We start from the raw sequence: 25631 nt of genomic DNA on the forward strand, positions 1-25631 counted from the left end.
GGGGGCGGATTTCTCACTCATGATGCCGGATTAGCCGCAGAATCGATACGATGGAATGCCCACACCCCACGCTTTCCCCTATCGCGGCGCTCTCTCTTTGGTTAGGGCAGCCTTGCAAGAAGGAGAAAGTTTCGGTGTCCGAGGAAAGCCCCGAGCAAGCCAACGTCCGGTTTACCGAGCGCGAAGCGCTGTTCTACCACAACACGATCCGCCCTGGCAAAATCGAGATCATCGCATCCAAGCCGATGGCCACGCAGCGAGACCTGAGCCTGGCCTATTCGCCCGGCGTCGCGGTTCCCGTCGAAGCCATCGCCAAGGATCCCGCCACCGCCTATGATTACACCGCCAAGGGCAATCTGGTCGCGGTGATTTCCAACGGCACGGCCATCCTTGGCCTTGGCAATCTGGGCGCGCTGGCCTCCAAGCCGGTGATGGAGGGCAAGGCGGTCCTCTTCAAGCGCTTTGCCGACGTCGATTCCATCGACATCGAGATGAATTCCGAAGATCCCGACGCGCTGATCGAAGCCATCGCGCTGATGGAGCCCAGCTTTGGCGGGATCAACCTTGAGGATATCAAGGCCCCCGAATGTTTCGTGATCGAGCAAGCCCTGCGTGAACGGATGAAGATCCCGGTCATGCATGACGACCAGCACGGCACCGCGATCATTTCGGCGGCCGGTCTGATCAACGCCTGCATGATCACCAACCGCAAGCTGGAAGACATCAAGGTCGTGGTCAATGGCGCGGGCGCGGCGGCGCTGGCCTGCACCTCGCTGATCAAGTCGATGGGCGTGCGCCACGAAAACGTGATCGTGTGCGACCGCGACGGCCCGATCTATCGCGGCCGCGAAAAGCCGGTAAACCAGTGGCAGAGCGCCCATGCGGCCGATACCGATGCCCGCTCGCTCGAACAGGCGCTGAAAGGTGCCGACGTGTTTCTGGGCCTGTCGGCGGCGGGCGCGCTGCCTGCCGAATATGTCAAGGAAATGGCGCCCGAGCCGATCATCTTTGCCATGGCCAACCCGGTGCCCGAAATCACTCCGCCCGAGGCCAAGGCCGCGCGCCCCGACTGCATCATCGCCACCGGCCGTTCGGATTTTCCGAATCAGGTGAACAATGTGCTGGGCTTCCCCTTCATCTTCCGCGGCGCGCTGGACGTGCGGGCCACCGCGATCAACGAAGAGATGAAGATCGCCGCGGCCAACGCCATTGCCGAACTGGCGCGCGAACAGGTGCCCGAAGAAGTCGCGCTGGCTTATGGCAAGAACCACAGCTTTGGCCGCGATTACATCATTCCCGCCCCGTTTGACCCGCGCCTGATGGAGGTGGTGTCGATGGCCGTGGCCAAGGCCGCCATGGACAGCGGCGTGGCGCAAAAGCCGATCGAGGATTTCAACGCCTATCGCCATCAGCTTAAAGGCCGTCTGAACCCGACCACCTCGGTGCTGACCAACGTCTATGAACAGGTCAAGGCCAACCCCAAGCGCGTGATCTTTGCCGAGGCCGAGAACGAAGTGGTGCTGCGCGCCGCGATCCAGTTCAAGGATTTCGGCTATGGCACGCCGGTTCTGGTGGGCCGTACACAGGCCGTGCGCGACAAGCTGGTCGAGCTGGGCGTGGGCAAGCCGGATTCCTATGAAATCCACAATGCCGCCGACAGCGAGCATGTCGCGGAAATGGGCATGATGCTTTACGAGCGCCTCCAGCGCCGCGGCTATCTGGAGCGCGACATCAAGCGCATGGTCAATCAGGACCGCAACGGCTTTGCCTCCGCGCTGCTGAAGATGGGCGTGGGCGATGCGATGGTGACGGGCGCGACCCGCCCCTTTGGCCAGACCATGCGCGAAGTGCGCCATGTGCTGGACCCCAAGCCGGGCCACCTGCCCTTTGGCATCCATGTGATGGTGGGCAAGAACAACACCACCTTCCTGGCCGACACGACCTGCAACGAGCGGCCCAATTCGGAAGAATTGGCCGTCATCGCCAAGGAAACGGCGGCCGTGGCGCGCCGTCTGGGCCATGAACCGCGCGTGGCGTTCCTGTCCTTCTCGACCTTTGGCAATCCCACGGGCAAGTGGCTGGAGCCCATTCGCGGCGCGATCTCGATCCTCGATTCAGAGCCGCAGAACTTTGAATATGAAGGCGAAATGACGCCTGATGCGGCGCTCAACCCGGCGGTGATGAAGCATTATCCCTTCAGCCGCCTGACCGCGCCGGCCAATGTGCTGATCTTCCCGGGCCTGCAATCGGCCAATATCGCGGCCAAGCTGCTGCGCGAACTGGGCGGCAATACGGCGATCGGCCCGATCCAGATCGGCATGGAAAAGCCGGTGCAGATCGTGCCCATGACCGCGATTGCGCCCGACGTGCTGACGCTGGCGGTGCTGGCGGCGGCTGGTATCACCGGGTGATCGAGTGAAGGATACCGGCGCGGGGATCATCCTCGCGCCGGTCATCCCGAGGAAGCGCGCATGATGATCCGCGATGCAGGCCGGGATGATCTGGCCGCTGTTCTGGCCATTTATAACCATGCCGTTTTGCACACGACGGCGGTGTGGAACGAAACACCGGGCAGTATCGAGGAACGCCACCTCTGGTTCGACGCCAAGCATCAGCGGGGTTTTCCCGTGCTGGTGGCGGTCGAAGGCGATCTTGTGCTGGGCTTTGCCTCTTATGGCGATTTTCGGCCATTTCCGGGCTATTCCCAAACTGTCGAACATTCAATCTATGTCGCCCCCTCTGCGCATCGGCGCGGGATCGGGCGGGCCTTGCTTGATGCGCTGATCGCGCGGGCAAAAGCTTCGGGTTTTCACGCGATGGTCGGCGCGATCGATGCTGGCAACACAGGCTCCATCGCCCTGCATCAGGCCCTGGGCTTTGCGCAGGTGGGGCTTATGCCGCAGGTCGGCCACAAATTCGGGCGCTGGCTCGATCTGGCCTTTATGCAGAAATTGCTGTCGGACAGCCCCGCTCCTTAGGCCGGACAGGCCGCCCATTCCACCCGGTTTCGCCCCAGCGCCTTGGCCTGATACAGCGCCGCATCCGCGCTGCCCAGCAGGGCTTCGCAGGTCTTGCTGGTTTCCGGATAGGTCGCCACGCCAAAGGAGGCGGAAATCTTGGCGTGATGCGCGCCCGACAGGGCCTCGATCCGCCCCCGGCACTGCTCAGCCTTGACCAACGCCTGATCGAGCGAGCAATCGGGCAGGATCAGCACCAGTTCCTCGCCGCCATAGCGACACGCCAGATCCGAAGCGCGCAGATGGCCCTGAATGACATGGGCCACATCGCTGAGCACCGCATCGCCTTTGGCATGGCCATAGGTGTCGTTGAGCATCTTGAAATTGTCGAGGTCGATCATCACCAGACTGAGATGCGACTGGTTGCGTTCGGCCAGCCGCTGAAGCCGATCAAACGTTTCATCCAGATAGCCCCGGTTATACAGGCCCGTCAGCGGATCGCGCAGGGATTGGTTGCGCAAGGTTTCGCGCAATTGGATATTGGACAGGGCCAGCGAAATCGACTCGGCCATCGCCCGCCCGATCCTCTCGGCATGGCCCAGCCGGACGCAGCCTTCCTCGCCCTCGCCGATGAATTTGATCAGGCCGAACACGCTGCCGCGCGCCTGCATCGGAAATTCCAGCGTGATGGTGCTGCCGGTATGATGGCTGCAACAGACCGAGCCATGCAGCGGATCGTTCAGATGGCTGCGCCCGCGCTTCAGCGCCCAGCAATTGTCGGGCGCCAGCGTGGGCGAAGGCTCGCAGCCTGCGGGCAGGTTCCATGCCTTGCTCAATTCGAGCTGATCGCCCGCCTGATTGAAAATATACAGCGCCGTGCCAAGATCAGGCAGGATCTGCTGCGTGGTGACCTGAAGGACGGCGGTGGCGTCCTCATAGCTGTCCGCGCTTTGCAGCATATCGGTCAGGTTGAACAATTCGTCGGCCTGCTGGCGCGCTTCCTGCGCCTGCTCCAGCGTAACCAGCGAGGCCATGATGCGACGACGGCTGAACACGATCAGGCCCAGCAGCAGCGCGATAGCCACGATCGTCATCAGGCGCGAGACCAGCAGGTCAGCCTGAGTGACGGCTGTGCCCACGCCATGGCGGTCCAATTCGTAAAGCACCGTGACCAGCGAGAACAGCAGCAGGCCCAGCAAGGTGTCGCAAAGAGTCATGTCCTTGCGCCCCGCGCGCGCATTGGTGCTCAGACGGTCGTTCCAGATCGACGCCCCCGTCATGCCGCGCGATCCATCGCCCGGGATTGGCCAAAATATGCGATCACAGCGCAACACCCTTTTTCCGTGGGCGGCCTATGCCACAAACTGATGTAAAAGTTTTTTCGGAATAACCCTATTAAACCAAGGACTTTGCCTAAGGAAAATTACTTTGCCCCGGGAAAGTCATAAGGACGCTTTGGCGCGGACCACCTGTCCCGAACAGAGCGGCACAAGACACATCAGCCCGGCCAGCATCACAAAGGACATGGAAAGCCCGGCATATTTTGCCACCAGCCCGATGGCCGCAGGCCCCAGCAGGACCCCCGCATAACCGGTGGTGGAAATCGCGGCAATGGCCAGCGCGGCGGGCATCTGCTTTTGCGAAGCGGCCTGACGGAACAGCACCGGCACGATATTGGCCGCGCCCAGCCCGATCAGCACAAAGCCCGCCCATGCCAGCCCCGCCACCGGCGCCGCGATCAGCACGCCAAAGCCCGCCACCGCCACCGCTCCGCCCCACAGCAGCGCGGCCCTGTCCCCGATTCGCGCCGTCAGCGCATCGCCCGTCAGCCGCCCCAGCGTCATGGCAATGGCAAAGAACATATAGCCGAACCCTGCCCGCTTCACATCGACCAGCCCGCCCTCGGTCAGGAACAGCGCGCCCCAATCAAGCAAAGCCCCCTCGGCCAGAAAGGTGATCGCCGTCAGCCCGGCCAGCAACAGCACGATGCCATGGGGCAGCGCGAAATGCGGCTCGCCCTCCACCGCCTTGGTCCGCAACAGGCGCGGCGCGGCATAAAGCAGCGCGAGCAGCATCAACAGCGCCCCCAGCAAAGCCCCGGCCAGCGCGCTGCCCCCCAGCGAGAGCAGCAGCGCCATCATCAGCGATCCGGCAAATCCGCCAATGCTGAAAAGCGCATGAAAGCCCGACATCAGGGGGCGGCCTGCGTGCTTTTCCACCTCGACCGCATGAATGTTCATCGCCACATCCAGCGATCCCAGCGAAGCGCCAAACACCAGCAGCGCCGCCCCCAGCGTGAGCACCGAGGGCAAAACCGCCAGCAGCGGCAGCATGGCGCAAAGCCCCAACCCGCCGACCAGAATGACCGGACGCGTGCCGAAACGGCTGCTGAGCGCGCCTGTGGCTAGCATCGCCATCACCGATCCCGCGCCAAGGCAGAGCAGCAGAGCGCCCAGCACCCCTTCATCGACCCCCAGCCGCAATTTGACAAAGGGCACCATCGGCGCCCAGCAGGCTATGCCAAAACCGGCAACAAGAAAGGCCAGGCGCGTGGCAAGCCGCGTCGAGGGGCTGTCAGACATCTCAGACTCCGAAAGGTCAGGCAGGCGGGCGGGCAAGGATCACCCTTTGCCCGATCTGCGCCATCAAGGCGGGCGCCAGCACGGCGGCGTCATGTTCAAGCACCAAATGCGTGATCCGGTCGAGCGGGGCGATGCGGAAATGAGTGCGGCTGTCCAGCTTGTCGCTGGTGGCCATGACCACGCTGTGGCGGCTGACCTCGATGGCGGCGCGTTTAAAGGCTGCATCGTCGGCGTAAAAGGCGCCGATGCCTTCCTCGCCCGAGACCGCGCAGGCGCCCAGAAACGCCCGGTCGATGTTGAATTGGCCCAGCGCCTGCACCGCGCCCGCATCGACGCAGCCGCCCACCTGCGCGTCCACCTTGCCGCCGATCATATAGGTGACGATGGTGCCGCGCGCCTGCAGCGCCCCGGCGATCACCACCGAATTGGTCACCACCGCGATGCCATCGGGCAGCAAGGGCACCAGCGCCAGATTGGTGCTGCCGCTGTCGATAAAGATCATCTCGCCCGGCGCGATCAGGCCCACCGCAGCGGCGGCCAGCGCGTGCTTGCGCTCCTCGCTCTCGCCGATGCGCTGGTTGATCGGGGTCGATGGGGCCGAAAGCGGCAGCGCGCCGCCATAGACCCTGCGGCAGCGCCCCTCGGCGGCAAGGTTGCGCAGATCGCGCCGGATCACATCCTCGGACACATCGAATTCGGCGGCCAGCACATTGGCCACCACGGCCTGTCCTTCATCGAGTCGGCGCGCGATCATCTCGCGGCGGCCAAGGGGGAGGTTGTTGTCCATGGGCGTCTTATGCGCCGCACGATTTAGCCCGTAAATATACATTTATACACGTTTTATGCAATTCATATGAAGAACACGCAAAAACCGCCCCAACCCGGCGGGGGTTGAGGCGGCCTGCGAAACGGCAATTATCGAACGAAATCAGTCTTTACGGCGATATCGGAAGTACCAGACCTCATGTCCGTAAACCGTGCGCGCCTTATGCTCATAGCGCGTTTGCGGCCAGCCGCCGGGGCGGACCTGAAAATCCTTGGCCTCCTTGGCCAGCCATTCGAACTTGTCGGTGTGGCGCTGCATCACCATCAGCGCATGGCGGACATAGATCGCATGGTCGGTGCCGAATCGGAACTCGCCGCCGGGCTTGAGCTTGCGGGCGAACATTTCTACCGGGCCATCATTCATCATCCGGCGCTTGGCATGGCGCGCCTTGGGCCATGGGTCGGGGTGCAGCAGATAGAGCATGGTGAGCGAGCCATCGGGAATGCGCGAGAGCACCTCCAGCGCGTCGCCATGATGGATGCGGACATTGGGGATCGGGGCATGGGCGCCATTATCCCCGGACACATGGGTCAGCGCCTGCGCCACGCCATTGATGAAGGGCTCGGCGCCGATAAAGCCATGATCGGGCAGCATATCGGCGCGATAGGCCATATGCTCGCCCCCGCCAAAGCCGATCTCGAAATGCAGCGGGCGGTCCTCGCCAAACAGGCGCTGGGCCGTCACCTCGCCCTCCATCGGCACGGCGATCTGGGGCAGCAGCGTATCCACCAGCCCTTGCTGCCCGGCGCGCAGGGGCTTGCCCTTGGAGCGGCCATAGAGCCGGTTGAGCGTGGTGGGATCGCCTTCTTTATGCGCGGTCATGTCTGTGCCTTCAAGATTTCGCCGGGCGCGATGGCAGGCCGTTAAGGCAGGGTCAAGGCCCAGCAGGCAAAGGGGGGCGTCATGTTTGCCCTCGGTTGCCTTGCGCTGATCGTTCTGCCGCTGCTCGGCTTTATCGCCGGATTGGTGATGGGCGGACAGGCTGCGGGCCTGTGGGGCGCGAGCGTCGGCCTGATCGCGGCCCTGCTGATGAGCGCCATTGCTGCCCTCGCGCTGGTCAAGGCCAGCCGCAAGCGCTGACGTCCAATGAAAAGCCCGCCTTCCTTGCGGGGGCGGGCCTTCATGTCGGGTTGTTCGGGGGATGGCCGGTTCAGGCCGCTACAGCATCCTCGCCCGGATCGCGCAGTACATAGCCGCGGCCCCAGACGGTTTCGATGTAATTCTCGCCGCCGCAGGCATGGGCCAGCTTCTTGCGCAGCTTGCAGATGAACACGTCGATGATCTTGAGTTCGGGTTCGTCCATACCGCCATAGAGGTGGTTGAGGAACATTTCCTTAGTCAATGTCGTGCCCTTGCGCAGCGAAAGCAGCTCGAGCATCGCATATTCCTTACCGGTCAGATGCACGCGGGCGCTGTCAACCTCCACCGTCTTGGCGTCGAGGTTGACCGAGAGCTTGCCGGTGCGGATGACCGATTGCGAATGGCCCTTGGAGCGGCGGACCACGGCGTGAATGCGCGCGATCAGCTCTTCGCGGTGGAAGGGCTTGGTCACGTAATCGTCGGCGCCAAAGCCGAACGAACGGACCTTGGAGTCCATTTCCGAAATGCCCGAAAGGATCAGCACAGGCGTCTGAACCTTGGCCACGCGCAGCTTTTTGAGCACGTCATAGCCATGCATATCCGGCAGATTGAGATCCAGCAGGATGATGTCGTAGTCATAGAGCTTGCCGAGATCGAGGCCTTCTTCCCCGAGATCGGTCGAATAGACATTGAAGCCCTCTGTGGTGAGCATCAATTCGATGGCTCTGGCCGTAGTCGGCTCGTCTTCGATCAACAGCACGCGCATATGGGTGAACCCCCTTGCCCCGAAACCCGCGAACGCACCTTCACCGGGCACATCCGCTATTAACCATAGGAGGAATGAACGCGAAAGGTTAATTTAATGTAAACCGGCATTAAAGCCCCCATTTTTTTGGGGTAACTCGTAAATGCCCCTAACGCTCCCCATCGGCCAAAGGGTAAAAAGGGTGAACCCCATAGGCATTGGGCACAAGGCCGCGCAAACCGTTGCCCGCCCCCCTGCCGATCATGGTCCAGCGCACCGGTAAAGCCAGTGGAATGAACAGATTGGCTTCCATCACCTCGCGCTCGGCCTCGGCATAAAGGGCGGGGGCAAGGGAGGCTTCGACATTCCATGCCTGGGCCACCAGATGGTCCACATCGGGTGTGCATACGGAATGCACACCGCAATGCAACTGGTTAAAAAACCAAACCGGCGAAGGATAACGCGCCACTTCATCAATCACACGCAGATCCGCCGACTCGCCCATGCCCACCCGGCGCAGCCGCAGCCCGATCGCCGCCACATCCTGCGCCAGCCGGGAAAACAGCACATTGCTGCCCGCGCCGCCCGGCATTGCGATCCGCAATTTCAGCCCGTCGCCCTCCTCGGGCCGGGCCGTCAGGGCGCGGGCCTTGCTCCACACCGTCACCCGCTCGACCGCCACGGCGCGGCGGTGGTCCATATCCATATCGGTCCAGCGCTCGGGAAGCTGCACTTCGCCGATGCCCGGCGAGATCAGCCGCGTGGTAGGGCTCCATCCCGGGATGCCGCCCGCCTGCATGCCCAAGGCGTTCACCAGCGCCGCGCGGTCGATCACCATGGCCAGCGCGGCGCGATTCGTCGGCACCGCCAGAAAGCCGCTGTCCTTTTCCACCAGCAGGCCGAACAGGCCCGGCGTCACATCGAAGCGCGCCGCCCGCTGGCCCAGCAGGCCCCGCTGAATCAGCGGCAGATCGGTGATCCGCCCGCCCAGCACCACATCGACCTGCCCGCCCAGCAAATCCGCCACCGCCTTTTCGCCGCCCATCGCGCGAATCGAAAGCGGGCGCATCGTCGCGGCCCAGCCCTCGGGCATGGGCAGGCCGCGCGCATCGGGCGAAATCGGCGTCAGCCAGTCCAGCCCCTCGACATGTTTGCGCCGCATCGGCCCGGCGCCTTGCCCGCGATGCTCCAGCCCCAGTTCGGGCTGGGCCAGCAATTGCAGGAAATTGGGCATGGGCTGGGCCAGCCGGATTTCGATCACGCGCCCGGCCATCGCGCGGATATCCTCGATGATCGTCAGATCCTGCCCCAGCGCGCGGCCTTTCTGCGCGGCAATGGCGCGGCGCAGCGCCTGTCGGGCCGTCTCGCCGCTCAGTTTGGTGCCATCGGGCCACGCACTGTCGCGCAAGCGGAAGATATAGCCACGCCCTTCATCCGCCACGATCCAGCGTTCGGCCAGACCGGGCACGACCTTGCCCTCCTCATCCAGACTGACCAGACCTTCGGCCGTGGCCGCGCGCAATTCCCGATCGAGCGCGGCAGAGCCCGAATCATTGACCATCACCACCCGCAGCGGTTGCTGCTGGGCCGAGCCATGGCAGGCCGCCGCCAAAAGGGCGGCCATCAGAATGGAGATGCGGTTTTTGCGCAGCATGATTGCGCCAAGCCTAGAACAATTTGGCGCCCAGAGGAACGTCCGCCGCGCTCCGAATCAGGTTTGCACCCCGGTTTTTGCGGTTCAGACTTTGCGCAACTGGCCCGGATCGACCTGTTTCACCGCAGCCAGCGGACGCATCGGCACAAAGCCCGAGTCGTCGGGGGCGGATTGCGCGGCGCGCACGCTCTTGGCGTCGATCTCTTCGTTGAAGGCTATGCCGCAGCGGTTGCCCTGAACCCAGGCGACCGATCCCGCCACCCAGCCGACATTGCGCAGCTCAACCTCCAGCACCATGCCGGCCGCTACGCGCATATCGCCTTCGGCCATCAAACCGCCGCTGGAAAGATTGCGAATCTTGACCCGATGCACCGGATCACGGTCGCTGATACGCAGACAGGCCAGCATGAACAGGCTGTCGCGGTTGATCTGGCGTTGCTCGTCACCGGCCATGGTTGGCTCACTTCCCGCTGCCGTGGCCCGGCCCGGCATGGATCGATCCAGACCGGGACGGGCGCGCTAATTCACAACAAGGTATTAACGCAAAATGGCAAATAAAGCGTAAATCTATCCGGTAACTTGCGGATATGGCCGTCAATCGTCGCGTGATACCCGTTCACGACGTTCATGGGCTTCCTGCGCCTCGACCGTCATGGTGGCGATCGGGCGTGCGATCAGGCGGCCAAGTCCAATGGGTTCGCCGGTGACTTCACAAAAGCCATATTCGCCTTCCTCGATGCGGCGCAGGGCCGAGTCGATCTTGGAAATCAGCTTGCGCTGGCGGTCGCGAGTGCGCAATTCGATGCCCCAATCGGTTTCCGACGAGGCGCGGTCATTAAGGTCAGGTTCGCGCAGCGGGCCTTCCTGAAGCTGGCTCAACGTGTCGGCGGCCGCGCTCAGGATCAGTTTTTTCCATTGTTGCAGCAGCCGGCGGAAGTAGTCCAGCTGTTCGGCGTTCATGTATTCTTCGCCGTCGGACGGGACATAATCACCGGCCAGCGACCGTCTGGCCTTGACCAGCACATCGATTTCGTCTGCCAGACCACTTGCCATTATAACCCTCCGAAATCCATCCGCGGGATTGATAAGCATCCCATTCTATCGCCCGGCCTATAGTTTGCCCCCTGAAGGTCCACAAGCGGCAAAGCCGATCTGCGACAGCTTAAACCACCGCAAAATTGCGAATAGGGCGCGCCTTGCCCATGTTTTGGTGACAAGGTCATGACATGACCCCGACAGTGGGCGCAGTCGCGCGGCAATGGCGCGCGACACGGGCGACAGAAATTACCGCGCCATTTACCACTTGTTATCCAACTTGCGACAGCTTGAGCCTCATGAACGGGAAATGGGGAACTTCGACATGGGATACAACTGGACACAATCGCAGGACCATCTGTTAGCCGCCTCAGGCCATCCGGCATCGGGCGAGATCACCGGCCTGATCGCCAATTGCCTGATCGCGGCGAGCCAGGGCTGTGTGGATGCTTATTTCGATCTGGGCGTGGCCTTTTCCACCGGCAGCCATGGCGCGGTGTGCGATCTGATCGAGGCGCATAAGTGGTTCAATCTGGCTGCGGTCGGCGGGCATGACGAAGCCGCGCATTGCCGGGCCGAAGTATCCGAGGAAATGACCACGCGCGATATTGCCGAGGCCCAGCGCCGCGCCCGCGCATGGATCGCCACGACCACCCGCCGCGCGGCCTGAATTATCCGCCGCGCCGGAAAGGCGTTCTGGCTTCCAGAAAATTCTGATCTGCGGCAATGCCTTCGCGCTCGCGCCGCAGGAAATCCTCGACCGCGCGGCGAAAACCGGCATGGGCGATGAAATGCGCCGATGTCGTGCGCACCGGCGCATAGCCGCGCGCCAGTTTGTGCCCGCCCTGCGCCCCGGCCTCGACCCGGCGCAGGCCCAGCGCGATGGCCGCATCGATCGCCTGATAATAACACAGTTCAAAATGCAGGAAGGGCTTGTCGACAATCGCCCCCCAATAGCGGCCATAGAGGCAATCGCGTCCGATGAAATTAAGCGCGCCCGCCACCGGATGATCCTCCGCAAAGGCCATCACCAGCAGGATTTTGTCGGCCATCCTCTCGCCCAGCAGGTCAAACGCCGCGCGGGTCAGATAGGGATGGCCCCATTTGCGGCTGCCGGTGTCCTGATAGAATCGCCAGAAGGCGTCCCAATGTTCGGGGCGAATCGCATCGCCCGTCAGCGCGCGAATCGTCACGCCATCCTGCGCCGCACGCCGCTCCTTGCGCAGATTCTTGCGCTTGTCGGACGATAGCGCGCCAAGAAAATCGTCAAATCCGGCATAACCGGCATTGGCCCAGTGAAATTGGATGTCGTGGCGAATCAACCAGCCCGCGTTCTCAAACGCCGCCACCTGATCCGGTTCGATAAAGGTGGCATGGGCGCTCGAGAGCCCCGCATCGCGACACATCTGCTCGGCGGTGCGAATCAAGGCGGTCATCAATTCAGGATGCTGCGTCAGCAATCGCGGGCCGGTGGCGGGGGTGAAAGGCACCGCAATCTGCAATTTGGGGTAATAATCGCCCCCTGCCCGCTCCCACGCATCGGCCCAGCTATGGTCGAAGACATATTCGCCCTGGCTATGCGTTTTGACATAGGCGGGCAGAGCGGCGGCCAGATGGCCCGCCCCGTCATGGATCGTAATGGGCGCCGGTGTCCATCCCGTCCCCTCGCCCACGCTTTGCGAATCCTCCAGCGCGGAAAGGAAAGCGTGGGAGACAAAGGGATTGCCCCCATCGGTCAGCGCGTCCCATTCCCGCGCCGATAGGCCGGACACGCCGGGCTGCACATGCGCGGTATAGGGGGCTTCGCTCACGCCAGACCATCTCCTTCGGCGATCAGCGCGTCGGCATGTTCCAGCGCCACCTCGCGCTGGATGGCGCGGCGCACCGTCCATGTGGCGATGGGCCACGTTTCGCGCCAACGCGCAACTGTATCATGGGGCAGACCGCGAATATCCACGGCGAGAAACTCTATTTCTGCGGCAGAAAACCGGCGCGGCATCAACCATTTCGCGCGCCAGCCCGACATGTCGCGCGACTCCAGCACCATGCCGCGCACCACGTCGGGCGCGTTTTGCGCAAACCAGCGCGGCGCGCGATGGTCAAAACTCATGATGGCCACCGGCCCGGCGTAATCGGCCAAAGCGCGGGCGACGCCTTCGCACAAAGCCGCCGGATCCTCGCGCTTTTCGACCTTGATCTCGATCAGCAGCGGGACACGGCCCCCCACCAAGTCCAGCATCTGGACCAGCGAAGGGATCACATCGCGCGTGCCCCCCACCGGCAGGCGCGAGAGCACCTCCATGCCGTGATCCTTCACCGGCCCCCGCGCATGGGTCAGCCGGTCCAGCATGGCGTCATGAAACACCACCACCGTGCCGTCGCCCGCCAGCCGGACATCGCATTCGATGCCATATCCGGCCGCAATCGCGCAGGTGAAGGCGGAGAGGGTGTTCTCCGCCCAATGGCCAATCCATTGTCCGCCGGATCGGGCCATATCATGCAGGCCCCGATGGGCGATCACCGCCCCGCGCAGCCAATCGGCCCTTTCCGTCATCCTCAGGCCTTGATCGCCACGATAGCGTCCACCTCAACCGCCGCGCCCAGCGGCAGAACCGGCACGCCCACCGCGCTGCGGGCATGTTTGCCGGCATCGCCAAAGACCGCGACCATCAGTTCGCTGACGCCATTGGCCACCTTGGGCTGATCCGTGTAATCGCCGGTCGAATTGATGAAAGCGCCCAGCTTTACAATGCGCTCAACCTGGTCGAGGCTGCCAAGAGCGGCCTTGAGCTGGGCCAGAATCATCAGACCGCAGGCGCGCGCGGCGGCATAGCCTTCCTCGGTGGAAACATCTTCGCCAAGGCGGCCCTTGACCAGAGCGCCGTCGATAAAGGGCAATTGCCCCGAAACATGGGCCAGGCCGCCCGCCTCGACCACCGGCACATAGGCCGCAACAGGCGCCGCCGCAACCGGCAGGGTAAAGCCCAGTTCGGCCAGACGAGCTTCAACAGAATCAGTCATTGGTGTCTCCATGCAGTCGGGCGGTCAGCCAAGGCAAAGCGCTGGCCCAATCGTCGATCCGGGCGTGAGCATGGCCTTGGGTGAAAGCGCAAGTGATATGTGGGGCCAGCAAAGGCTCGCCGCAAAGATGCAGGCGGGCGATGTCGGGCGTGATCTCGGATGCCGATCCGTGATGCTGGGCGATATCGTCGATGAACACCGCGCGGCTGGGGCGGTATTCGTCGAGGATCGCGCGAATCGCGGGGCCTTTGGGGCCTTGGTTGGTAAAGACGCGGATGTTGAGGCCATGATCGGCCAATTGCCTTGTGCGGGCCTCTTGCCGGTGATCCTCCAGATTGGTCAGGATCACGACATCGGCATCCTGTGCCAATTGCGTCATGCCCTCGATCGCGCCCGCGATGGGCGATTGGCGGTGCATTTCGGTGTCGAAGAATGCGCCCAGCAGGCGCCACATCTCCGGCCCCGGCACCGCGCTGCCGTCGCCGTAATGCATCGAGCGCGAGAAATCATTGCCGTTCATGGTGAAGGTGACGCCCTGCGTCTCGCCCAGCCAGTCGCGGAAGGGAGCGATCATGTGCAGCAGCACTTCGTCGCAATCGGAAATGACCAGAGGGCGCCCCATCATGCCCCCCAATCCGCATCATCCATCGGCGCGGCCAGTGCGGCATGGGCCTTTTCCAGCGCCTTGGGCGGCACGCCCAGCGCATCAGCGCAGGCAAGAAGATCAGGTTCGTGGCTCAAGACAAACTCCAGTATCGCGGCCAGCACCACGCGCTCGCCGATTCTTTCGCGCAATTCCTCCGGGCTGACGCCGGTCAGCGCCAGCAGCCGGTCGGCATGATCGTCATCGGACAAGACCCAGCCGAATGCGGCCAGAGCCAGCCCTTCGGCCTCTCCATCATCTTTTACCATGCGCAGAATTGTCAGCCCCCTTGATAGGTCCTAGAGCCTTGGCCCGAACGCATTACGATCACAGGCAGGCGCATGGCAAAGCGAATTATGGTTGTCGAGGACAATGACCTCAATCGCAAGCTGTTCTGCGATGTTTTGAAGAGTCAGGGCTTTACCGTCGAGCCGGTGGGCGATGGGCTGGAGGCGCTGGACAAGGCGCGGGCCTTTGTGCCCAATCTGATGATCATGGACATACAATTGCCCAATATTTCCGGGCTGGAGCTGATCGAGGGGGCCAAGGCCGATCCCTTGCTGCGCATGATCCCCGTGCTGGCCGTCACCGCCTATGCCGGAAAGGGCGACGAGGACCGCATCCGCGAGGCGGGCGCCGACGGCTATCTGGCCAAGCCGGTGTCGATCGGGCCGTTTATGGCGGCGGTCAAACGCCTGCTGGAAAACGCGCCCGCTTGACATTTGCCGCCCACCGCCCCTTTTGCGCCGTAATTGTCGGCCAGAGGGCCTTCATCGCATTTGCATAAGGAATCTTGCATGGACCGCGCCGCCACCAGCGAAAAGATCGCCGCGCTGATCGAGCCTTTCAACAAGAAGGGCATCGCCATTTCCGACGCCACCAGCTTTGCCGGCGATCTGGAATTCGACAGCCTGACGGTGATGGATTTCGTGGCCGCCATCGAGGACGAGTTTGACATCATCATTTCGATGAACCAGCAGGCCGAAATCGAAACCTATGGCCAGCTCGTCGACGCCGTGGTCAAGCTCAAGGGTTGAAGATGACTGATCTTTTTTCCAAATTCGACCCCCTGATCCAGATGCGGACGGATCTGCTGTCCACGGGCGTGACCGATCCTTTCGGCCTGGTGATGGAAAAGGTGATCTCGCCCACGGTGGCCATGTGCAACGGGCGCGAGACGATCCTGCTTGGCACCTACAACTATATGGGCATGACGTTCGACCCGGACGTGATCGCCGCGGGCAAGCAGGCGCTGGACGATTTCGGCAGCGGCACCACGGGCAGCCGCGTGCTGAACGGCACCTATGCCGGGCACAAGGCTGTCGAACAGGCGCTTTGCGACTTCTACGGCATGGATCATGCCATGGTGTTCTCGACCGGCTATCAGGCCAATCTGGGCATCATCAGCACGATCGCGGGCAAGGGTGATTACATCATCCTCGACATCGACAGCCATGCGTCCATCTGGGACGGGTGCAAGATGGGCGATGCCGAAGTCGTGCCTTTCAAGCACAATGACATCGAGGCGATGGAAAAGCGCCTCAAGCGCATTCCCGAGGGCGCGGGCATTTTGGTCGTGCTCGAAGGCGTCTATTCGATGCTGGGCGATATTGCGCCGCTCAAGGAAATGATCGCCATCGCCAAGAAATATGGCGCGATGGTGCTGGTGGACGAGGCCCACTCGATGGGCTTTATCGGCCCCAACGGGCGCGGCGTGGCCGAAGAGCAGGGCGTGCTGGATCAGGTCGATTTCGTGATCGGCACGTTCAGCAAATCGGTCGGCACGGTCGGTGGCTTCTGCGTTTCGAACCATCCCAAGTTCGAGATCATGCGTCTGGTCTGCCGCCCCTATGTGTTCACCGCCTCGCTGCCGCCCAGCGTGGTGGCAACGGCGGCGACCAGCGTGCGCAAGCTGATGCATGCCGCCGACAAGCGCGCGCATCTGTGGGAAAATTCGCGCGTTCTGCATGGCGGCCTGCGCGAACGCGGGTTCAAGCTGGGCACCGAAACGCCCCAGTCGGCGATCATCTCGGTCATCATGCCCGACCTCGAACGCGGCGCGGCCATGTGGGAAGCGCTGCTGCACGAAGGGCTCTATGTGAACCTGGCGCGGCCGCCGGCGACGCCTGCGGGTATGACTTTGCTGCGCTGTTCGCTGTGCGCCGCGCATTCGGCCGAGCAGGTGCAGACCATTATCGGCATGTTTGAACGGGCCGGTAAGAAGGTTGGGATTATTTAAGGGGTTAAAGGTGCGAGGGTCTAGACCCTCGCCCTCCCGTTACTGTCTGCGTTGCGCATAGGGTTCGGCGTTTTGTATCGGACGCAGCATTGAAATTTTAAAGCCTGCGGCCCCTTTGAACGCGCCGCAGGCTTTCATTTTATCTAGATTACGCCCCGCTGCCATCAAAGCGCCACCCCATTATCGGGATTGCAAAGGGCCCCCGCCCTTTGCCCGCCGGAGGCAAACCTTCACTTCACCGAAGCCAACGACTCCATCGTCACCCCGGTGCATTCGTCGGCCGCGCCTCCCTTGTGCCCGCCCAGCATCGCGGCGGCGACAAACCCGGCCACCACCAGCACGACAAACCCGGCGACCGCCATGCCGAGATACTTGTCGATCCACGCCTTGATCGGCGCGCCGAACAGGCGGAACAGCACGCCCACGATCATGAAGCTGATCGAGCGCGAGATCACGCTGGCCAGCAGGAATTTGGCGATGGGCATGCCGATGAAGCCCGCCGTGATGGTGATGAGCTTGAAGGGGATCGGCGTCGCGCCCTTGGCGATAATGGCGATAAAGCCCGCCTCGCCGCGCAATTTGCAAGCGGCATAGGGGAAGCTGGCGGTCAGATGCAGCGCATCGAGCAGCTTTTCCCCCACCATCGCAAAGGCGAAATGACCGATGGAATAGCCCAGTAAACCGCCCGCCACGGAAGCCAATGTGGTTATAATCGCATAGCGAATCGCGCGTTCCGGGCGCGCCAGACACATCAGCCCCAGCACCGGATGCGGCGGAATGGGGAAAAAGCTGGCCTCGACAAAGGCGAAGAGGGCGAGCCAATATTCGGCAAATGGCCCGGCGGCCTTGCCCATCGTCCAATTATACAGGCGGCGAAGCATCTGAATTCCCCTTCTATCCGTGGCGATGCTTAACCAGCACAGCGCCTCTGGGCAAGCGCGGATCAATAACCCATTTGGCACTTTTCCATTGACATCGTCACGCTCAATAGGTACATATAGGGAACATCGCGAAAGACCGAGTCGCTCCCGGCCGCGAAAACCTTCAAGCAATGGATCAAAACTATGGCGGACAATCCCAAGTCCCGCCGTCAGGGTGAACTGACGGCGCCTCCACGGTGCGCCCATGCCGGATGGAGCGCAATCTTTCTGGCCGAACTGGCCGCAACATCGAATGTGACGGCATCGGCGGCCAAGGCGGGGGTTTCGACCCGCCTGGTCTATGACACGCGCCGCCACGATGCCGAATTTGCACGCGCCTGGCGCTCGGCCCTTTGCGAAGGGTATGATGCGCTGGAAATGGCGCTGCTTTACCGCCTGCGGGTGGGCGAGTTGAAACCGGCAACGGGCGCCAAACGCGCCACGCGCAGCTTCGACAATGCCACCGCGCTGCGCCTGCTGGCCGCCCACCGCGAAACGGTGGCCCGCGAACGCGCCATCCGCGAGGAGGAGGACGCCGATGCGATCCTCGCCTCGATCAATGCGAAGCTGGAAAAGATGCGCGAACGCTGGCTGGCGGCAAAGGATGCCACCCATGAGGAATAAGCCGCCGCTGCTGGAATGCCTTCTGGCCCAATCGACGGCGCAAAGGCTGGCGGCGCTGGCGGTGCTGACCGGGGCCGAGCGCGCCGAATTGCGCCACCATTGGGAGCTTTGGGCGCGCCCCGAACAATTGCCCCCGCGCGGCGACTGGCGGATCTGGCTGGTGATGGCCGGGCGCGGGTTTGGCAAGACGCGGCTGGGGGCCGAATGGGTCCGCCGCGTGGCCGCCGACCATCCCGATGCGCGGATTGCTTTGGTGGGTGCGTCTCTGGGCGATGCCCGCGCGGTGATGGTCGAGGGCGAGAGCGGCATTCTGGCCTGCTCTCCTCCCCGCCGCCGCCCGCGCTTTGAACCCTCGCTGCGGCGGTTGGTCTGGCCCAACGGGGCGCAGGCGACGATTTACTCGGCGGGCGAACCCGAAAGCCTGCGCGGGCCGCAGCATAGCCATGCCTGGTGCGATGAAATTGCCAAATGGGATAATGCGGCGCAGCGGGCCGAGCAAAGCTGGAATAACCTCCTGCTGGGCATGCGCCTTGGCGAAAACCCTCAGGCGCTGGCCACCACCACGCCGCGCGCGGTGCCCCTGCTGATGCAATTGCTGGATCAGGAGGATGCGATCATCACGCGGGGGCGGACGCAGGACAACCTCTCGAACCTGCCCGCGCGTTTCCTCAAGGATATGCGCCGCAGTTTTGGTCGCTCGGCGCTGGCGCGGCAGGAGTTGGACGGCGAATTGCTGACCGACATCGAGGGGGCGCTCTGGACCCGCGCGATGATCGAAACCGCCCGCGAGAGCACCGCCGGGGCGCAGCCGGTGCGCACGGTGATCGGGGTTGACCCTCCGGCCTCGGCGGCGGGCGATGCCTGCGGGATCATCGTCGCGCAGTTGGGCGATGATGGGGTGGCGCGGATCCTTGCCGACGCCACCGTGCAGCGCGCGAGCCCGGAAAAATGGGCCAGAGCCGTGGCCGAAGCCGCCGCCACATGGCGCGCCGACCGCGTTGTGGCCGAGGCCAATCAGGGCGGGGCGATGGTGGAAAGCGTGCTGCGCGCGGCCTGCATCGCCCTGCCCATCCGGCTGGTCCACGCCAGCGTGGGCAAGGCGGCGCGGGCCGAGCCGGTCGCCGCGCTCTATGAAACGGGGCGCGTGCGCCATGTCGGCGCCTTCCCCGCGCTGGAGGACCAGCTTTGCGGTCTTGTGGCGGGCGGGGCCTATCAGGGGCCGGGCCGGTCGCCCGACCGCGCCGATGCCGCCGTCTGGGCGCTGACCGAACTGATGCTTTCCACCCGCGTCCCGCCGCGCGTGCTCGACCTGTAATTCCTTCGCCCAACCACTTGTTTTGAAAGGCGATCCCATGACCTTCCTTGAAACCATCGCTTCCGCCTTCAAGGGCAGGGGAGCCCGCGTGCCCCTGGCGCAGTCCTATGTCTCGCCATGGGTCTTCGGCGACAGCCACAATGGACGACAGCCCTTTGATTATCATCAGGCGGTGCGCCGCGCCTATCTGGAAAATCCGGTGGCGCATCGCGCGGTGCGGCTGGTGGCCGACGGCATCGCCGGGGCGCCGCTGGCGCCGACCGATCCGTCGCTGGCCATGCTGGTGCTGGAAACCTCGGCGGGGCAATCGCTGCTCGAAACGCTGGCCAGCCAGTTGCTGCTTCACGGCAATGCCTATGTGCAGATCCTGAAGGATGGGCTGGGCTATCCGGTCGAACTCTTTGCCCTGCGGCCCGAGCGGGTGACGCTGGTGTTCGGCAATGATGGCTGGCCCACGGGCATCACCTATCGCGTGGGCGACCGCTCGATGACGATCCCCATGTGCGATGCCGATGCCTCGCCCAATATCATCCATATCAAGGGCTATCATCCGGGCGACGACCATTATGGCGCGGGCTGCCTTGGCGCGGCGGATCAGGCGGTGGCCACGCATAATGCGGCGGCGGGCTGGAACCGGTCCCTGCTGGAAAATGCCGCGCGGCCTTCGGGGGCGCTGGTCTATGATGCGGGCAATGGCGCAGGCCTTTCGGGCGAACAGTTCGACCGGCTGCGCGAGGAATTGAACCGGGTCTTTTCCGGCTCTCCCAATGCCGGGCGGCCGATGCTGCTCGAAGGGGGCCTGAAATGGCAGTCGATGTCGATGTCGCCCGCCGACATGGATTTTGCTGCGCTCAAATCCGCCGCCGCGCGCGATATTGCGCTGGCCTTTGGCGTGCCGCCGATGCTGCTCGGCCTGCCGGGCGACAGCACCTATAACAATTACAAGGAGGCCAACAAGGCGCTCTGGCGGCTGACCCTCCTGCCGCTGGCCGACAAACTGCTTTCGGCCATTGCCGAGGGTTTGGAGACATGGTTCCCCGATGCGCGTCTGGCGATCGACCTTGATCGCATCCCCGCGCTGGCCGAGGACCGGCAGGCGCTGTGGAGCCAGATCAACGCCGCCAATTTCCTGACCGATGCGGAAAAGCGCGAGATGCTGGGGCTTCCCGCGCTTGGCCTTGGGCCGCAAACCGCCCAGGTGCAGCCATGAAACGCGAAGATATGCTGGCGCGGCTGATGGCGCAGGAAAATGCCGATGGGGGCGATCTGATCACCCTGCGCGCGATTGTCGAGGAGGCCAGCGAACTGGGCGCGGCGCGGATGCTGGCGCGCATGGGGCTCAATGATGATGGCGCCTCTGATGACCTGTCGGAACTGCGCGAATTGCTGCGCGCATGGCGCGATGCCAAGCGCAGCATGTGGAAGGCGGTGATCGACTGGGCGGTGCGCGCCGGGCTGGCCGCGGTGCTGGTGGGCATTGCCATGCGGTCGGGAGCAGGAGAATTGCTGAAATGACGGCAGAACCTGAAGATAGCCTGCGCTTTGCCGGCTATGCGGCCCTGTTCGACAAGCGCGATGCCGGGCGCGACACGATCCGCCCCGGCGCCTTTGCCCGCACACTGGCCGAGCGGGATGCGCGCCGTCAGGGCCCCCTGCCCCTGTTCTGGCAGCATAATCCGGACCAGCAGATCGGCTGGATCGAAAAGGCAGCCGAGGATGAGCGGGGCCTGCGCGTCATCGCCCGGATCGACAATCCGGCGGGCGGCGCGGCGGCGGCCCTGAAAACCGGCAAGGTCACGGGCCTGAGCTTCGGCTATCGCGCCCGCGCCTTTGACCGCGATGCGCAGGGCCGCGAATTGCGCGACATCGACCTCTACGAAGTCAGCCTGGTTACCCACCCGATGCAGCATGACGCGCGGGTCCATATGGTCACCGGCCCGGCCGTCTGAGCGCGGCCCTCATCCTCCTTCCATTTTTCCGTTTTTCGTCGAGCCGCCTTTGGGGGCGGCCCTCTTGTGTGAAAGGTAAATGCCCCATGGAACATGAAAACCTGAGCAATGGTCTCGACGCCTCGTTCGACATCGTGGCCCGTCAGGAAGCCGCCGATGCCGCGCTGAACGCGCTGCGCGGTGAAATTGAGGAAGTAAAGTCGCGCTTCCGGCCCTCGGCCCGCCCGCCGCTCGCCGCCGCCGATGGCGGGAATCATGAGCTGAAGGGCTTTGTCGATGGTTATCTGCGCGCCGGGCGCGATACCGAGCTGAAGTCGCTCAACACCGCCGCGATGGGCGATGGCGGCTTTGTCGTCCCCACCGTGCTGGACCAGCAGATTGCCGAGCGCCTGGCTCGCCTCAGTCCGATCCGCTCGATCGCGCAGGTGGTCCAGACCACCACCTCGGACTATCGCAAGCTGATCGCCGTCGGCGCTCCCCAGTCGGGCTGGGCCAGCCAGACCGCCGCGCGGGGCGAAACCACCTCGCCCAAATTCGCTGAAATCATCCCCCCCTCGGGCGAGCTTTATGCCAATCCCTCGGCCACGCAATTCATGCTGGATGATGCCGGTTTCGATGTCGAAGGCTGGCTGGCGGGCCAGATCGCCAATGAATTCGCCCGCGCCGAAGGGGCCGCCTTCGTTTCGGGCAATGGCACCAACCAGCCGCTGGGCTTCCTGACCGGCACGCCCAGCAGCGCCGATGACACCACGCGCAGCTTCGGCACGCTCCAGTATCTGGGCTCGGGCGATGCGGCGGGTTTGGGCACGACGCCCGATGATCGGCTGATCGACATGGTGATGGCGCTGAAACCGGGCCATCGTCAGGGCGCGGCATGGGTGATGAATGCGGCCACCATCGCCCAGATCCGCAAGGTCAAGGATTCGACCGGCGCCTATATCTGGCAATCCTCGATGATGGATGGCCAGCCCAACCGCCTGCTGGGCTATCCGGTGGTCGAGGCGGCCGATATGCCCGATGTGGCCGCAGGCGCCTATCCGATTGCGTTTGGCAATTTCCAGAACGGCTATCTGATCACCGAACGCTTCGGCACCCGCCTGCTGCGCGATCCTTACAGCAACAAACCCTATGTCAACTTCTACGCCACCAAGCGCGTGGGCGGACAGGTGCTCGATAGCGACGCGATCAAGCTGCTCAAGATCACCGCCTAAAGGCTCTCCCCGCCTGGCCCCTCGCGCCGCGACGCCGTTTCGGCGCGAGGGGCACCTTTTCGTTCATGCAAATAAGGGAGACCGCCATGACGCGGGTTATCGTCACGCCACCGGTTCTGGCACCTGCGGCGCTGGCCGAGCTGAAGGACTGGCTTGGCATCACCATTTCGGCGGACGATGCGGGTCTGACCAGCCTGCTCGGCACCGCGCTGGAGGTTTGCGCCGATTATATCGGGATGGTGCCGCTGGCCGCCACCTATGAAGAGACGCTTTGCATGCCTACTGGGCGCTCCGCCATGCCCGGCCCGACCGATTGGCAAAGCTGCCATTTCCCCGGCGACTGGCATGGGCGTGCGAGCCATGATGGGTGGCACCGGCTGGGCCTGCGCCCTGTCTCGGCGCTGATCTCGGTCGAAGCCCTGAGCAGCACGGGCGCGCGCTCCGCCCTGTCCGATACCCAGTATGCGGTGCGGATCGACGGCGACGGGCAATGCGCGATCCGCATTCCCGCCGCCATCGGGCTGGATCGCGCGGTGGTGCGTTTCTCCGCGGGACTGGCGGATCAATGGTCAGGCCTGCCCGAATCCTTGCGCCATGGGATCATGCGCCTTGCCGCGCATCAATATCGCCAGCGCGAAAGCGCCGGGGCCGACGCCCTGCCGCCCGCCTCGGTCACCGCGCTGTGGCGGCCATGGCGCCGGATGCGCATGGCATGATCGCCGCCACGTTTCAGCCCGATTTGGGCCAGTTAGCCAATGTGTTGACCCGGCAGGCCGAAGCCATCGCCGAGGAAGCCGTCCAACAAGCCCGGAGCGGCGTTGATTCCACCGCCATCTGGCGCGATGCGCGCCTGCTCTGGCCCGCCTTTACCGCCAATCAGGGAGGATAGGCCCCATGGAAATTCCCCTGCGCGCCAGCCTGATCGAATGGCTGGCCAGTGATGCCGCGCTTGGCTCCATGCTCAACGCCATCACCGAGGAAGCGCCCAGCCGCACCGCTCTGCCATGGCTGGCCATCGCCACAAGTGCCAGCGTCGACTGGAGCACCAAGTCCGAGGCGGGCTATGAAACGCGCATCGCGCTTGAACTGCACCTGCGCGGCGACCGGCCCGAGGATGGCGCAGCCGTGACCAGCGCGGTTCAGGCGCGCATCGCCAGCCTGCCGCGCGATCAGGGCCCCTATCGCATCGTCACGCTGAATTTCCTGCGCAGCCGCGCCGAAGCGCGGCCCAACAACACGCGCGCGATGCTGCTGGAATATCGCTTCCGCACCATCGCTGCCTGACCCCTTTCCTTTCAAGGAGGACATCATGACCGCTCAATCCGGAGCCGCCTTTCTGCTGAAAATCACCGATGGCGCCGCAACCCCTACGTTCAACACCGTGGCGGGCCTGCGCACCACCCAGATGTCGATTGCCGGACAGGCCGTGACCATCACCACCAAGGACAGCGCGGGCTGGCGCGATCTGCTCTCGGGCGCGGGCGCGCGCACCATTTCGGTCAGCGCCGCCGGGGTGTTCATGGGATCGGCCGCCGAGGCCCGCATCCGCACCAATGCGCTGGGCGGGGTGATCGACACCTATCAGCTCAGCTTTGAGGACGGCAGCAAAATGCAGGGCAAGTTCCTGGTCCAGAAGCTGGAATATTCGGGCGATTACAACAGCGAACGTTCCTATACGATCCAGCTCGAAAGCTCCGGCCCGGTGGTGCCGGTATGAATGCCGCCAACCCGTGGCGCGGCGAATCCAGCCTGATCGTGGCGGGCGAGGCGTGCGTGCTGCGCCCCAGCTTTGCCGCGCTGGTGGCCGCCGAGGAGGAGCTGGGGCCGCTGTTCGCTCTGGTTGAGCGCGCGGCGGCGGGGCAATTGCGCCTGGCCGAGCTGATCGGCCTGTTCTGGCACTGCCTTGCCCGGCGCGATGGCATCACCCGTGAGCAATTGGGCGAGGCGGTGGTGGCGCAGGGTCTGGCAGGCGTTTCGCCGCAATTGCGCGGGTTGTTGGGCCAGATCCTGCAGGGCGAAGGGTGATGGCCGAGGGCGCCAGCTTTGGCGAGGGCTCGCGGCGATTGGCCGGGCTGGCGGCAAGGCTGCTGGGATGGCGGCCCCATGAATTCTGGGCCGCGACCCCTGCCGAACTGGCCGCCATTCTGGCCCCCGATGCAGCCCCCGGCCCCGCGCCGCTGACCCGCGAGGAAATGAACCGCTTGATGGAGCGCGACCATGGCTAATACTTCCAGTTCCAGCGGCTCGGATACGGTCCAGAGCCTGCTCATCGACGTGCGCGCCAGCACGCAGGGCTTTGCGCAAGACATCTCCGCCATGCGCAGTGGTTTCGATACCACACTGCTGCCCGGATTTACGCAGGCAGGCTCGGCGCTCGACACTGCGCTGACGCAGGCGTTGAAGCGCGGCAGCAGCGGGTTTGGCGATTTGCGCACCACCGCGCTCAAGGCGCTGGCCGATATTGCCGCCAGCGCGTCGAGCAGCCTGTTGTCCGGCGCGCTGGGGCTGGAGAGCAGCTCGGGCACCACCTCGGGCATCTCCTCGCTGATCGGCTCGGTCCTCGGCCTGCCCGGACGGGCGACCGGCGGGCCCGTCTCGCCGGGTCAGGCCTATCTGGTGGGCGAGCGCGGGCCGGAGCTGTTCGTGCCGACCTCGGCCGGTTCTGTCGCCTCGAATGGCGCGCTCAACACCGCCTCACGCAATGTGAACGTGTCGATCCAGCTTAACAGCGGCAGCAGCGATGCCCCCGCCGCCATGCAGCGATCGAGCCGCCAAGTGGCCAGCGCCGTGCGCCGCGCCCTGTCCCAATCCTGATGCCGCAACCCTGCCC

34 protein-coding genes are annotated in these 25631 nt (G+C 63.9%); 20 read left to right on the forward strand and 14 right to left on the reverse strand.

Features of this window, described 5'->3' with window-relative positions; genetic code table 11:
* The first annotated feature begins 134 nt into the window (after positions 1–134).
* On the forward strand, positions 135–2411 hold the full coding sequence (locus FHW92_RS09045) for an NADP-dependent malic enzyme (protein WP_292693017.1): 2277 nt from the start codon (positions 135–137) through the stop codon (positions 2409–2411).
* 60 nt (positions 2412–2471) lie between these two features.
* Positions 2472–2978: a GNAT family N-acetyltransferase gene (locus FHW92_RS09050; RefSeq protein WP_168602958.1), complete on the forward strand. Its 507-nt coding sequence runs from the start codon at positions 2472–2474 to the stop codon at positions 2976–2978.
* Here the strand turns inward: FHW92_RS09050 and FHW92_RS09055 are convergent.
* The 4 genes from FHW92_RS09055 to FHW92_RS09070 all read right to left on the reverse strand — a co-directional run bounded on the left by FHW92_RS09055 (position 2975) and on the right by FHW92_RS09070 (position 7187).
* A complete protein-coding gene (locus FHW92_RS09055) occupies positions 2975–4237 on the reverse strand; it encodes a GGDEF domain-containing protein (RefSeq protein ID WP_168602959.1) in 1263 nt (420 codons plus the stop codon). The genes FHW92_RS09050 and FHW92_RS09055 overlap by 4 nt on opposite strands.
* 162 nt (positions 4238–4399) lie before the next feature.
* The gene (locus tag FHW92_RS09060) at positions 4400–5539 is read right to left on the reverse strand and encodes an MFS transporter (RefSeq protein WP_168602960.1); all 1140 of its coding nucleotides are present in this window, start codon (positions 5537–5539) and stop codon (positions 4400–4402) included.
* Between the two features lie 16 nt (positions 5540–5555).
* Positions 5556–6326, reverse strand: coding sequence for a DeoR/GlpR family DNA-binding transcription regulator (locus tag FHW92_RS09065; RefSeq protein ID WP_168602961.1), 771 nt, complete (start codon positions 6324–6326; stop codon positions 5556–5558).
* Between the two features lie 141 nt (positions 6327–6467).
* Positions 6468–7187 carry a tRNA (guanine(46)-N(7))-methyltransferase TrmB gene (locus tag FHW92_RS09070; protein WP_168602962.1) on the reverse strand — a complete coding sequence of 240 codons (720 nt, stop codon included), beginning with the start codon at positions 7185–7187 and terminating at the stop codon, positions 6468–6470.
* Positions 7188–7268: 81 nt separating this feature from the next.
* Here FHW92_RS09070 and FHW92_RS09075 point away from each other — a divergent pair, with 81 nt between their 5' ends.
* Complete coding sequence (locus tag FHW92_RS09075; protein WP_168602963.1) at positions 7269–7445, forward strand: hypothetical protein; 177 nt, start codon at positions 7269–7271, stop codon at positions 7443–7445.
* 70 nt (positions 7446–7515) lie between these two features.
* On the opposite strand, the gene ctrA is transcribed toward FHW92_RS09075, so the two are convergent.
* From ctrA to dksA, 4 genes are all read right to left on the reverse strand, one after another.
* Positions 7516–8211 (reverse strand): response regulator transcription factor CtrA, encoded by a 696-nt coding sequence (gene ctrA / locus FHW92_RS09080; protein ID WP_168602964.1) that lies wholly within the window; start codon positions 8209–8211, stop codon positions 7516–7518.
* 148 nt (positions 8212–8359) lie between these two features.
* Entirely contained in the window at positions 8360–9844 is a 1485-nt protein-coding gene (locus FHW92_RS09085; RefSeq protein WP_168602965.1) for an ABC transporter substrate-binding protein, read from the reverse strand.
* 84 nt (positions 9845–9928) lie between these two features.
* Positions 9929–10297 (reverse strand): PilZ domain-containing protein, encoded by a 369-nt coding sequence (locus FHW92_RS09090; RefSeq protein WP_168602966.1) that lies wholly within the window; start codon positions 10295–10297, stop codon positions 9929–9931.
* A gap of 141 nt (positions 10298–10438) precedes the next feature.
* Entirely contained in the window at positions 10439–10897 is a 459-nt protein-coding gene (gene dksA / locus FHW92_RS09095; RefSeq protein ID WP_168602967.1) for an RNA polymerase-binding protein DksA, read from the reverse strand.
* 292 nt (positions 10898–11189) lie between these two features.
* Between dksA and FHW92_RS09100 the strand changes: the two genes are divergently transcribed.
* The gene (locus FHW92_RS09100) at positions 11190–11549 is read left to right on the forward strand and encodes a hypothetical protein (RefSeq protein ID WP_246870039.1); all 360 of its coding nucleotides are present in this window, start codon (positions 11190–11192) and stop codon (positions 11547–11549) included.
* A 1-nt stretch (position 11550) separates the two neighbouring features.
* Here the strand turns inward: FHW92_RS09100 and FHW92_RS09105 are convergent, their stop codons facing one another.
* From FHW92_RS09105 to FHW92_RS09125, 5 genes are read right to left on the reverse strand one after another with little or no spacing between them, the layout of a single operon-like run.
* Entirely contained in the window at positions 11551–12690 is a 1140-nt protein-coding gene (locus FHW92_RS09105) for a GNAT family N-acetyltransferase (protein ID WP_349237661.1), read from the reverse strand.
* On the reverse strand, positions 12687–13433 hold the full coding sequence (locus FHW92_RS09110) for a glycerophosphodiester phosphodiesterase family protein (RefSeq protein ID WP_168602968.1): 747 nt from the start codon (positions 13431–13433) through the stop codon (positions 12687–12689). Before FHW92_RS09110 ends, FHW92_RS09105 begins: the two co-directional genes overlap by 4 nt.
* Positions 13434–13435: 2 nt before the next feature.
* The gene (locus tag FHW92_RS09115) at positions 13436–13900 is read right to left on the reverse strand and encodes a RidA family protein (RefSeq protein ID WP_168602969.1); all 465 of its coding nucleotides are present in this window, start codon (positions 13898–13900) and stop codon (positions 13436–13438) included.
* Entirely contained in the window at positions 13893–14522 is a 630-nt protein-coding gene (locus tag FHW92_RS09120) for an HAD family hydrolase (protein WP_168603540.1), read from the reverse strand. The genes FHW92_RS09115 and FHW92_RS09120 overlap by 8 nt, the downstream gene beginning before the upstream one ends.
* Positions 14522–14812: a DUF3572 domain-containing protein gene (locus tag FHW92_RS09125; protein ID WP_168602970.1), complete on the reverse strand. Its 291-nt coding sequence runs from the start codon at positions 14810–14812 to the stop codon at positions 14522–14524. The genes FHW92_RS09120 and FHW92_RS09125 overlap by 1 nt, the downstream gene beginning before the upstream one ends.
* Before the next feature lie 72 nt (positions 14813–14884).
* Between FHW92_RS09125 and FHW92_RS09130 the strand changes: the two genes are divergently transcribed.
* The 3 genes from FHW92_RS09130 (at position 14885) to FHW92_RS09140 (ending at position 16782) form a co-directional block, all read left to right on the forward strand.
* Positions 14885–15262: a response regulator gene (locus FHW92_RS09130; RefSeq protein WP_168602971.1), complete on the forward strand. Its 378-nt coding sequence runs from the start codon at positions 14885–14887 to the stop codon at positions 15260–15262.
* A 78-nt stretch (positions 15263–15340) separates the two neighbouring features.
* A complete protein-coding gene (locus FHW92_RS09135; RefSeq protein ID WP_168602972.1) occupies positions 15341–15580 on the forward strand; it encodes an acyl carrier protein in 240 nt (79 codons plus the stop codon).
* A gap of 2 nt (positions 15581–15582) precedes the next feature.
* Positions 15583–16782 (forward strand): aminotransferase class I/II-fold pyridoxal phosphate-dependent enzyme, encoded by a 1200-nt coding sequence (locus tag FHW92_RS09140; RefSeq protein ID WP_168602973.1) that lies wholly within the window; start codon positions 15583–15585, stop codon positions 16780–16782.
* A 230-nt stretch (positions 16783–17012) separates the two neighbouring features.
* On the opposite strand, the gene FHW92_RS09145 is transcribed toward FHW92_RS09140, so the two are convergent.
* Positions 17013–17663 (reverse strand): VTT domain-containing protein, encoded by a 651-nt coding sequence (locus tag FHW92_RS09145; RefSeq protein WP_168602974.1) that lies wholly within the window; start codon positions 17661–17663, stop codon positions 17013–17015.
* A gap of 183 nt (positions 17664–17846) precedes the next feature.
* Between FHW92_RS09145 and FHW92_RS09150 the strand changes: the two genes are divergently transcribed.
* From FHW92_RS09150 to FHW92_RS09210, 13 genes are all read left to right on the forward strand, one after another.
* A complete protein-coding gene (locus FHW92_RS09150; RefSeq protein ID WP_168602975.1) occupies positions 17847–18326 on the forward strand; it encodes a hypothetical protein in 480 nt (159 codons plus the stop codon).
* Positions 18316–19641, forward strand: coding sequence for a terminase family protein (locus tag FHW92_RS09155; RefSeq protein WP_168602976.1), 1326 nt, complete (start codon positions 18316–18318; stop codon positions 19639–19641). The genes FHW92_RS09150 and FHW92_RS09155 overlap by 11 nt, the downstream gene beginning before the upstream one ends.
* 37 nt (positions 19642–19678) lie before the next feature.
* On the forward strand, positions 19679–20851 hold the full coding sequence (locus tag FHW92_RS09160; protein WP_168602977.1) for a phage portal protein: 1173 nt from the start codon (positions 19679–19681) through the stop codon (positions 20849–20851).
* Positions 20848–21156, forward strand: a complete 309-nt coding sequence (locus tag FHW92_RS09165; protein WP_168602978.1) for a DUF6127 family protein — start codon at positions 20848–20850, stop codon at positions 21154–21156. The genes FHW92_RS09160 and FHW92_RS09165 overlap by 4 nt, the downstream gene beginning before the upstream one ends.
* Entirely contained in the window at positions 21153–21590 is a 438-nt protein-coding gene (locus FHW92_RS09170; protein WP_168602979.1) for an HK97 family phage prohead protease, read from the forward strand. Before FHW92_RS09165 ends, FHW92_RS09170 begins: the two co-directional genes overlap by 4 nt.
* An 86-nt stretch (positions 21591–21676) precedes the next feature.
* On the forward strand, positions 21677–22801 hold the full coding sequence (locus FHW92_RS09175) for a phage major capsid protein (RefSeq protein WP_168602980.1): 1125 nt from the start codon (positions 21677–21679) through the stop codon (positions 22799–22801).
* Positions 22802–22887: 86 nt separating this feature from the next.
* Positions 22888–23517, forward strand: a complete 630-nt coding sequence (locus tag FHW92_RS09180; RefSeq protein WP_168602981.1) for a hypothetical protein — start codon at positions 22888–22890, stop codon at positions 23515–23517.
* On the forward strand, positions 23493–23690 hold the full coding sequence (locus tag FHW92_RS09185; protein ID WP_168602982.1) for a hypothetical protein: 198 nt from the start codon (positions 23493–23495) through the stop codon (positions 23688–23690). Before FHW92_RS09180 ends, FHW92_RS09185 begins: the two co-directional genes overlap by 25 nt.
* Before the next feature lie 5 nt (positions 23691–23695).
* Positions 23696–24085: a DUF3168 domain-containing protein gene (locus FHW92_RS09190; RefSeq protein WP_168602983.1), complete on the forward strand. Its 390-nt coding sequence runs from the start codon at positions 23696–23698 to the stop codon at positions 24083–24085.
* A 25-nt stretch (positions 24086–24110) separates the two neighbouring features.
* Positions 24111–24518, forward strand: a complete 408-nt coding sequence (locus FHW92_RS09195; protein WP_168602984.1) for a phage major tail protein, TP901-1 family — start codon at positions 24111–24113, stop codon at positions 24516–24518.
* Positions 24515–24826, forward strand: a complete 312-nt coding sequence (locus tag FHW92_RS09200; RefSeq protein ID WP_168602985.1) for a gene transfer agent family protein — start codon at positions 24515–24517, stop codon at positions 24824–24826. Before FHW92_RS09195 ends, FHW92_RS09200 begins: the two co-directional genes overlap by 4 nt.
* A complete protein-coding gene (locus tag FHW92_RS09205) occupies positions 24826–25026 on the forward strand; it encodes a phage tail assembly chaperone (RefSeq protein ID WP_168602986.1) in 201 nt (66 codons plus the stop codon). The genes FHW92_RS09200 and FHW92_RS09205 overlap by 1 nt, the downstream gene beginning before the upstream one ends.
* On the forward strand, positions 25019–25615 hold the full coding sequence (locus tag FHW92_RS09210; RefSeq protein ID WP_168602987.1) for a tail tape measure protein: 597 nt from the start codon (positions 25019–25021) through the stop codon (positions 25613–25615). Before FHW92_RS09205 ends, FHW92_RS09210 begins: the two co-directional genes overlap by 8 nt.
* Positions 25616–25631 lie beyond the last annotated feature (16 nt).

This window comes from Novosphingobium sp. SG707 (genome assembly GCF_012275515.1).
Classification (GTDB): Bacteria; Pseudomonadota; Alphaproteobacteria; order Sphingomonadales; family Sphingomonadaceae; genus Novosphingobium.

Bases quoted from the DNA above. Each gene is read 5' to 3' on its own strand.
- FHW92_RS09050 (WP_168602958.1), top strand. From the start codon at position 2,472: ATGATGATCCGCGATGCAGGCCGGGATGATCTGGCCGCTGTTCTGGCC.
- FHW92_RS09055 (WP_168602959.1), bottom strand. From the start codon at position 4,237: ATGACGGGGGCGTCGATCTGGAACGACCGTCTGAGCACCAATGCGCGC.
- FHW92_RS09060 (WP_168602960.1), bottom strand. From the start codon at position 5,539: ATGTCTGACAGCCCCTCGACGCGGCTTGCCACGCGCCTGGCCTTTCTT.
- FHW92_RS09065 (WP_168602961.1), bottom strand. From the start codon at position 6,326: ATGGACAACAACCTCCCCCTTGGCCGCCGCGAGATGATCGCGCGCCGA.
- FHW92_RS09070 (WP_168602962.1), bottom strand. From the start codon at position 7,187: ATGACCGCGCATAAAGAAGGCGATCCCACCACGCTCAACCGGCTCTAT.
- FHW92_RS09075 (WP_168602963.1), top strand. From the start codon at position 7,269: ATGTTTGCCCTCGGTTGCCTTGCGCTGATCGTTCTGCCGCTGCTCGGC.
- ctrA (WP_168602964.1), bottom strand. From the start codon at position 8,211: ATGCGCGTGCTGTTGATCGAAGACGAGCCGACTACGGCCAGAGCCATC.
- FHW92_RS09085 (WP_168602965.1), bottom strand. From the start codon at position 9,844: ATGCTGCGCAAAAACCGCATCTCCATTCTGATGGCCGCCCTTTTGGCG.
- FHW92_RS09090 (WP_168602966.1), bottom strand. From the start codon at position 10,297: ATGGCCGGTGACGAGCAACGCCAGATCAACCGCGACAGCCTGTTCATG.
- dksA (WP_168602967.1), bottom strand. From the start codon at position 10,897: ATGGCAAGTGGTCTGGCAGACGAAATCGATGTGCTGGTCAAGGCCAGA.
- FHW92_RS09100 (WP_246870039.1), top strand. From the start codon at position 11,190: ATGGGGAACTTCGACATGGGATACAACTGGACACAATCGCAGGACCAT.
- FHW92_RS09110 (WP_168602968.1), bottom strand. From the start codon at position 13,433: ATGACGGAAAGGGCCGATTGGCTGCGCGGGGCGGTGATCGCCCATCGG.
- FHW92_RS09115 (WP_168602969.1), bottom strand. From the start codon at position 13,900: ATGACTGATTCTGTTGAAGCTCGTCTGGCCGAACTGGGCTTTACCCTG.
- FHW92_RS09120 (WP_168603540.1), bottom strand. From the start codon at position 14,522: ATGGGGCGCCCTCTGGTCATTTCCGATTGCGACGAAGTGCTGCTGCAC.
- FHW92_RS09125 (WP_168602970.1), bottom strand. From the start codon at position 14,812: ATGGTAAAAGATGATGGAGAGGCCGAAGGGCTGGCTCTGGCCGCATTC.
- FHW92_RS09130 (WP_168602971.1), top strand. From the start codon at position 14,885: ATGGCAAAGCGAATTATGGTTGTCGAGGACAATGACCTCAATCGCAAG.
- FHW92_RS09135 (WP_168602972.1), top strand. From the start codon at position 15,341: ATGGACCGCGCCGCCACCAGCGAAAAGATCGCCGCGCTGATCGAGCCT.
- FHW92_RS09140 (WP_168602973.1), top strand. From the start codon at position 15,583: ATGACTGATCTTTTTTCCAAATTCGACCCCCTGATCCAGATGCGGACG.
- FHW92_RS09145 (WP_168602974.1), bottom strand. From the start codon at position 17,663: ATGCTTCGCCGCCTGTATAATTGGACGATGGGCAAGGCCGCCGGGCCA.
- FHW92_RS09150 (WP_168602975.1), top strand. From the start codon at position 17,847: ATGGCGGACAATCCCAAGTCCCGCCGTCAGGGTGAACTGACGGCGCCT.
- FHW92_RS09155 (WP_168602976.1), top strand. From the start codon at position 18,316: ATGAGGAATAAGCCGCCGCTGCTGGAATGCCTTCTGGCCCAATCGACG.
- FHW92_RS09160 (WP_168602977.1), top strand. From the start codon at position 19,679: ATGACCTTCCTTGAAACCATCGCTTCCGCCTTCAAGGGCAGGGGAGCC.
- FHW92_RS09165 (WP_168602978.1), top strand. From the start codon at position 20,848: ATGAAACGCGAAGATATGCTGGCGCGGCTGATGGCGCAGGAAAATGCC.
- FHW92_RS09170 (WP_168602979.1), top strand. From the start codon at position 21,153: ATGACGGCAGAACCTGAAGATAGCCTGCGCTTTGCCGGCTATGCGGCC.
- FHW92_RS09175 (WP_168602980.1), top strand. From the start codon at position 21,677: ATGGAACATGAAAACCTGAGCAATGGTCTCGACGCCTCGTTCGACATC.
- FHW92_RS09180 (WP_168602981.1), top strand. From the start codon at position 22,888: ATGACGCGGGTTATCGTCACGCCACCGGTTCTGGCACCTGCGGCGCTG.
- FHW92_RS09185 (WP_168602982.1), top strand. From the start codon at position 23,493: ATGGCGCCGGATGCGCATGGCATGATCGCCGCCACGTTTCAGCCCGAT.
- FHW92_RS09190 (WP_168602983.1), top strand. From the start codon at position 23,696: ATGGAAATTCCCCTGCGCGCCAGCCTGATCGAATGGCTGGCCAGTGAT.
- FHW92_RS09195 (WP_168602984.1), top strand. From the start codon at position 24,111: ATGACCGCTCAATCCGGAGCCGCCTTTCTGCTGAAAATCACCGATGGC.
- FHW92_RS09200 (WP_168602985.1), top strand. From the start codon at position 24,515: ATGAATGCCGCCAACCCGTGGCGCGGCGAATCCAGCCTGATCGTGGCG.
- FHW92_RS09205 (WP_168602986.1), top strand. From the start codon at position 24,826: ATGGCCGAGGGCGCCAGCTTTGGCGAGGGCTCGCGGCGATTGGCCGGG.
- FHW92_RS09210 (WP_168602987.1), top strand. From the start codon at position 25,019: ATGGCTAATACTTCCAGTTCCAGCGGCTCGGATACGGTCCAGAGCCTG.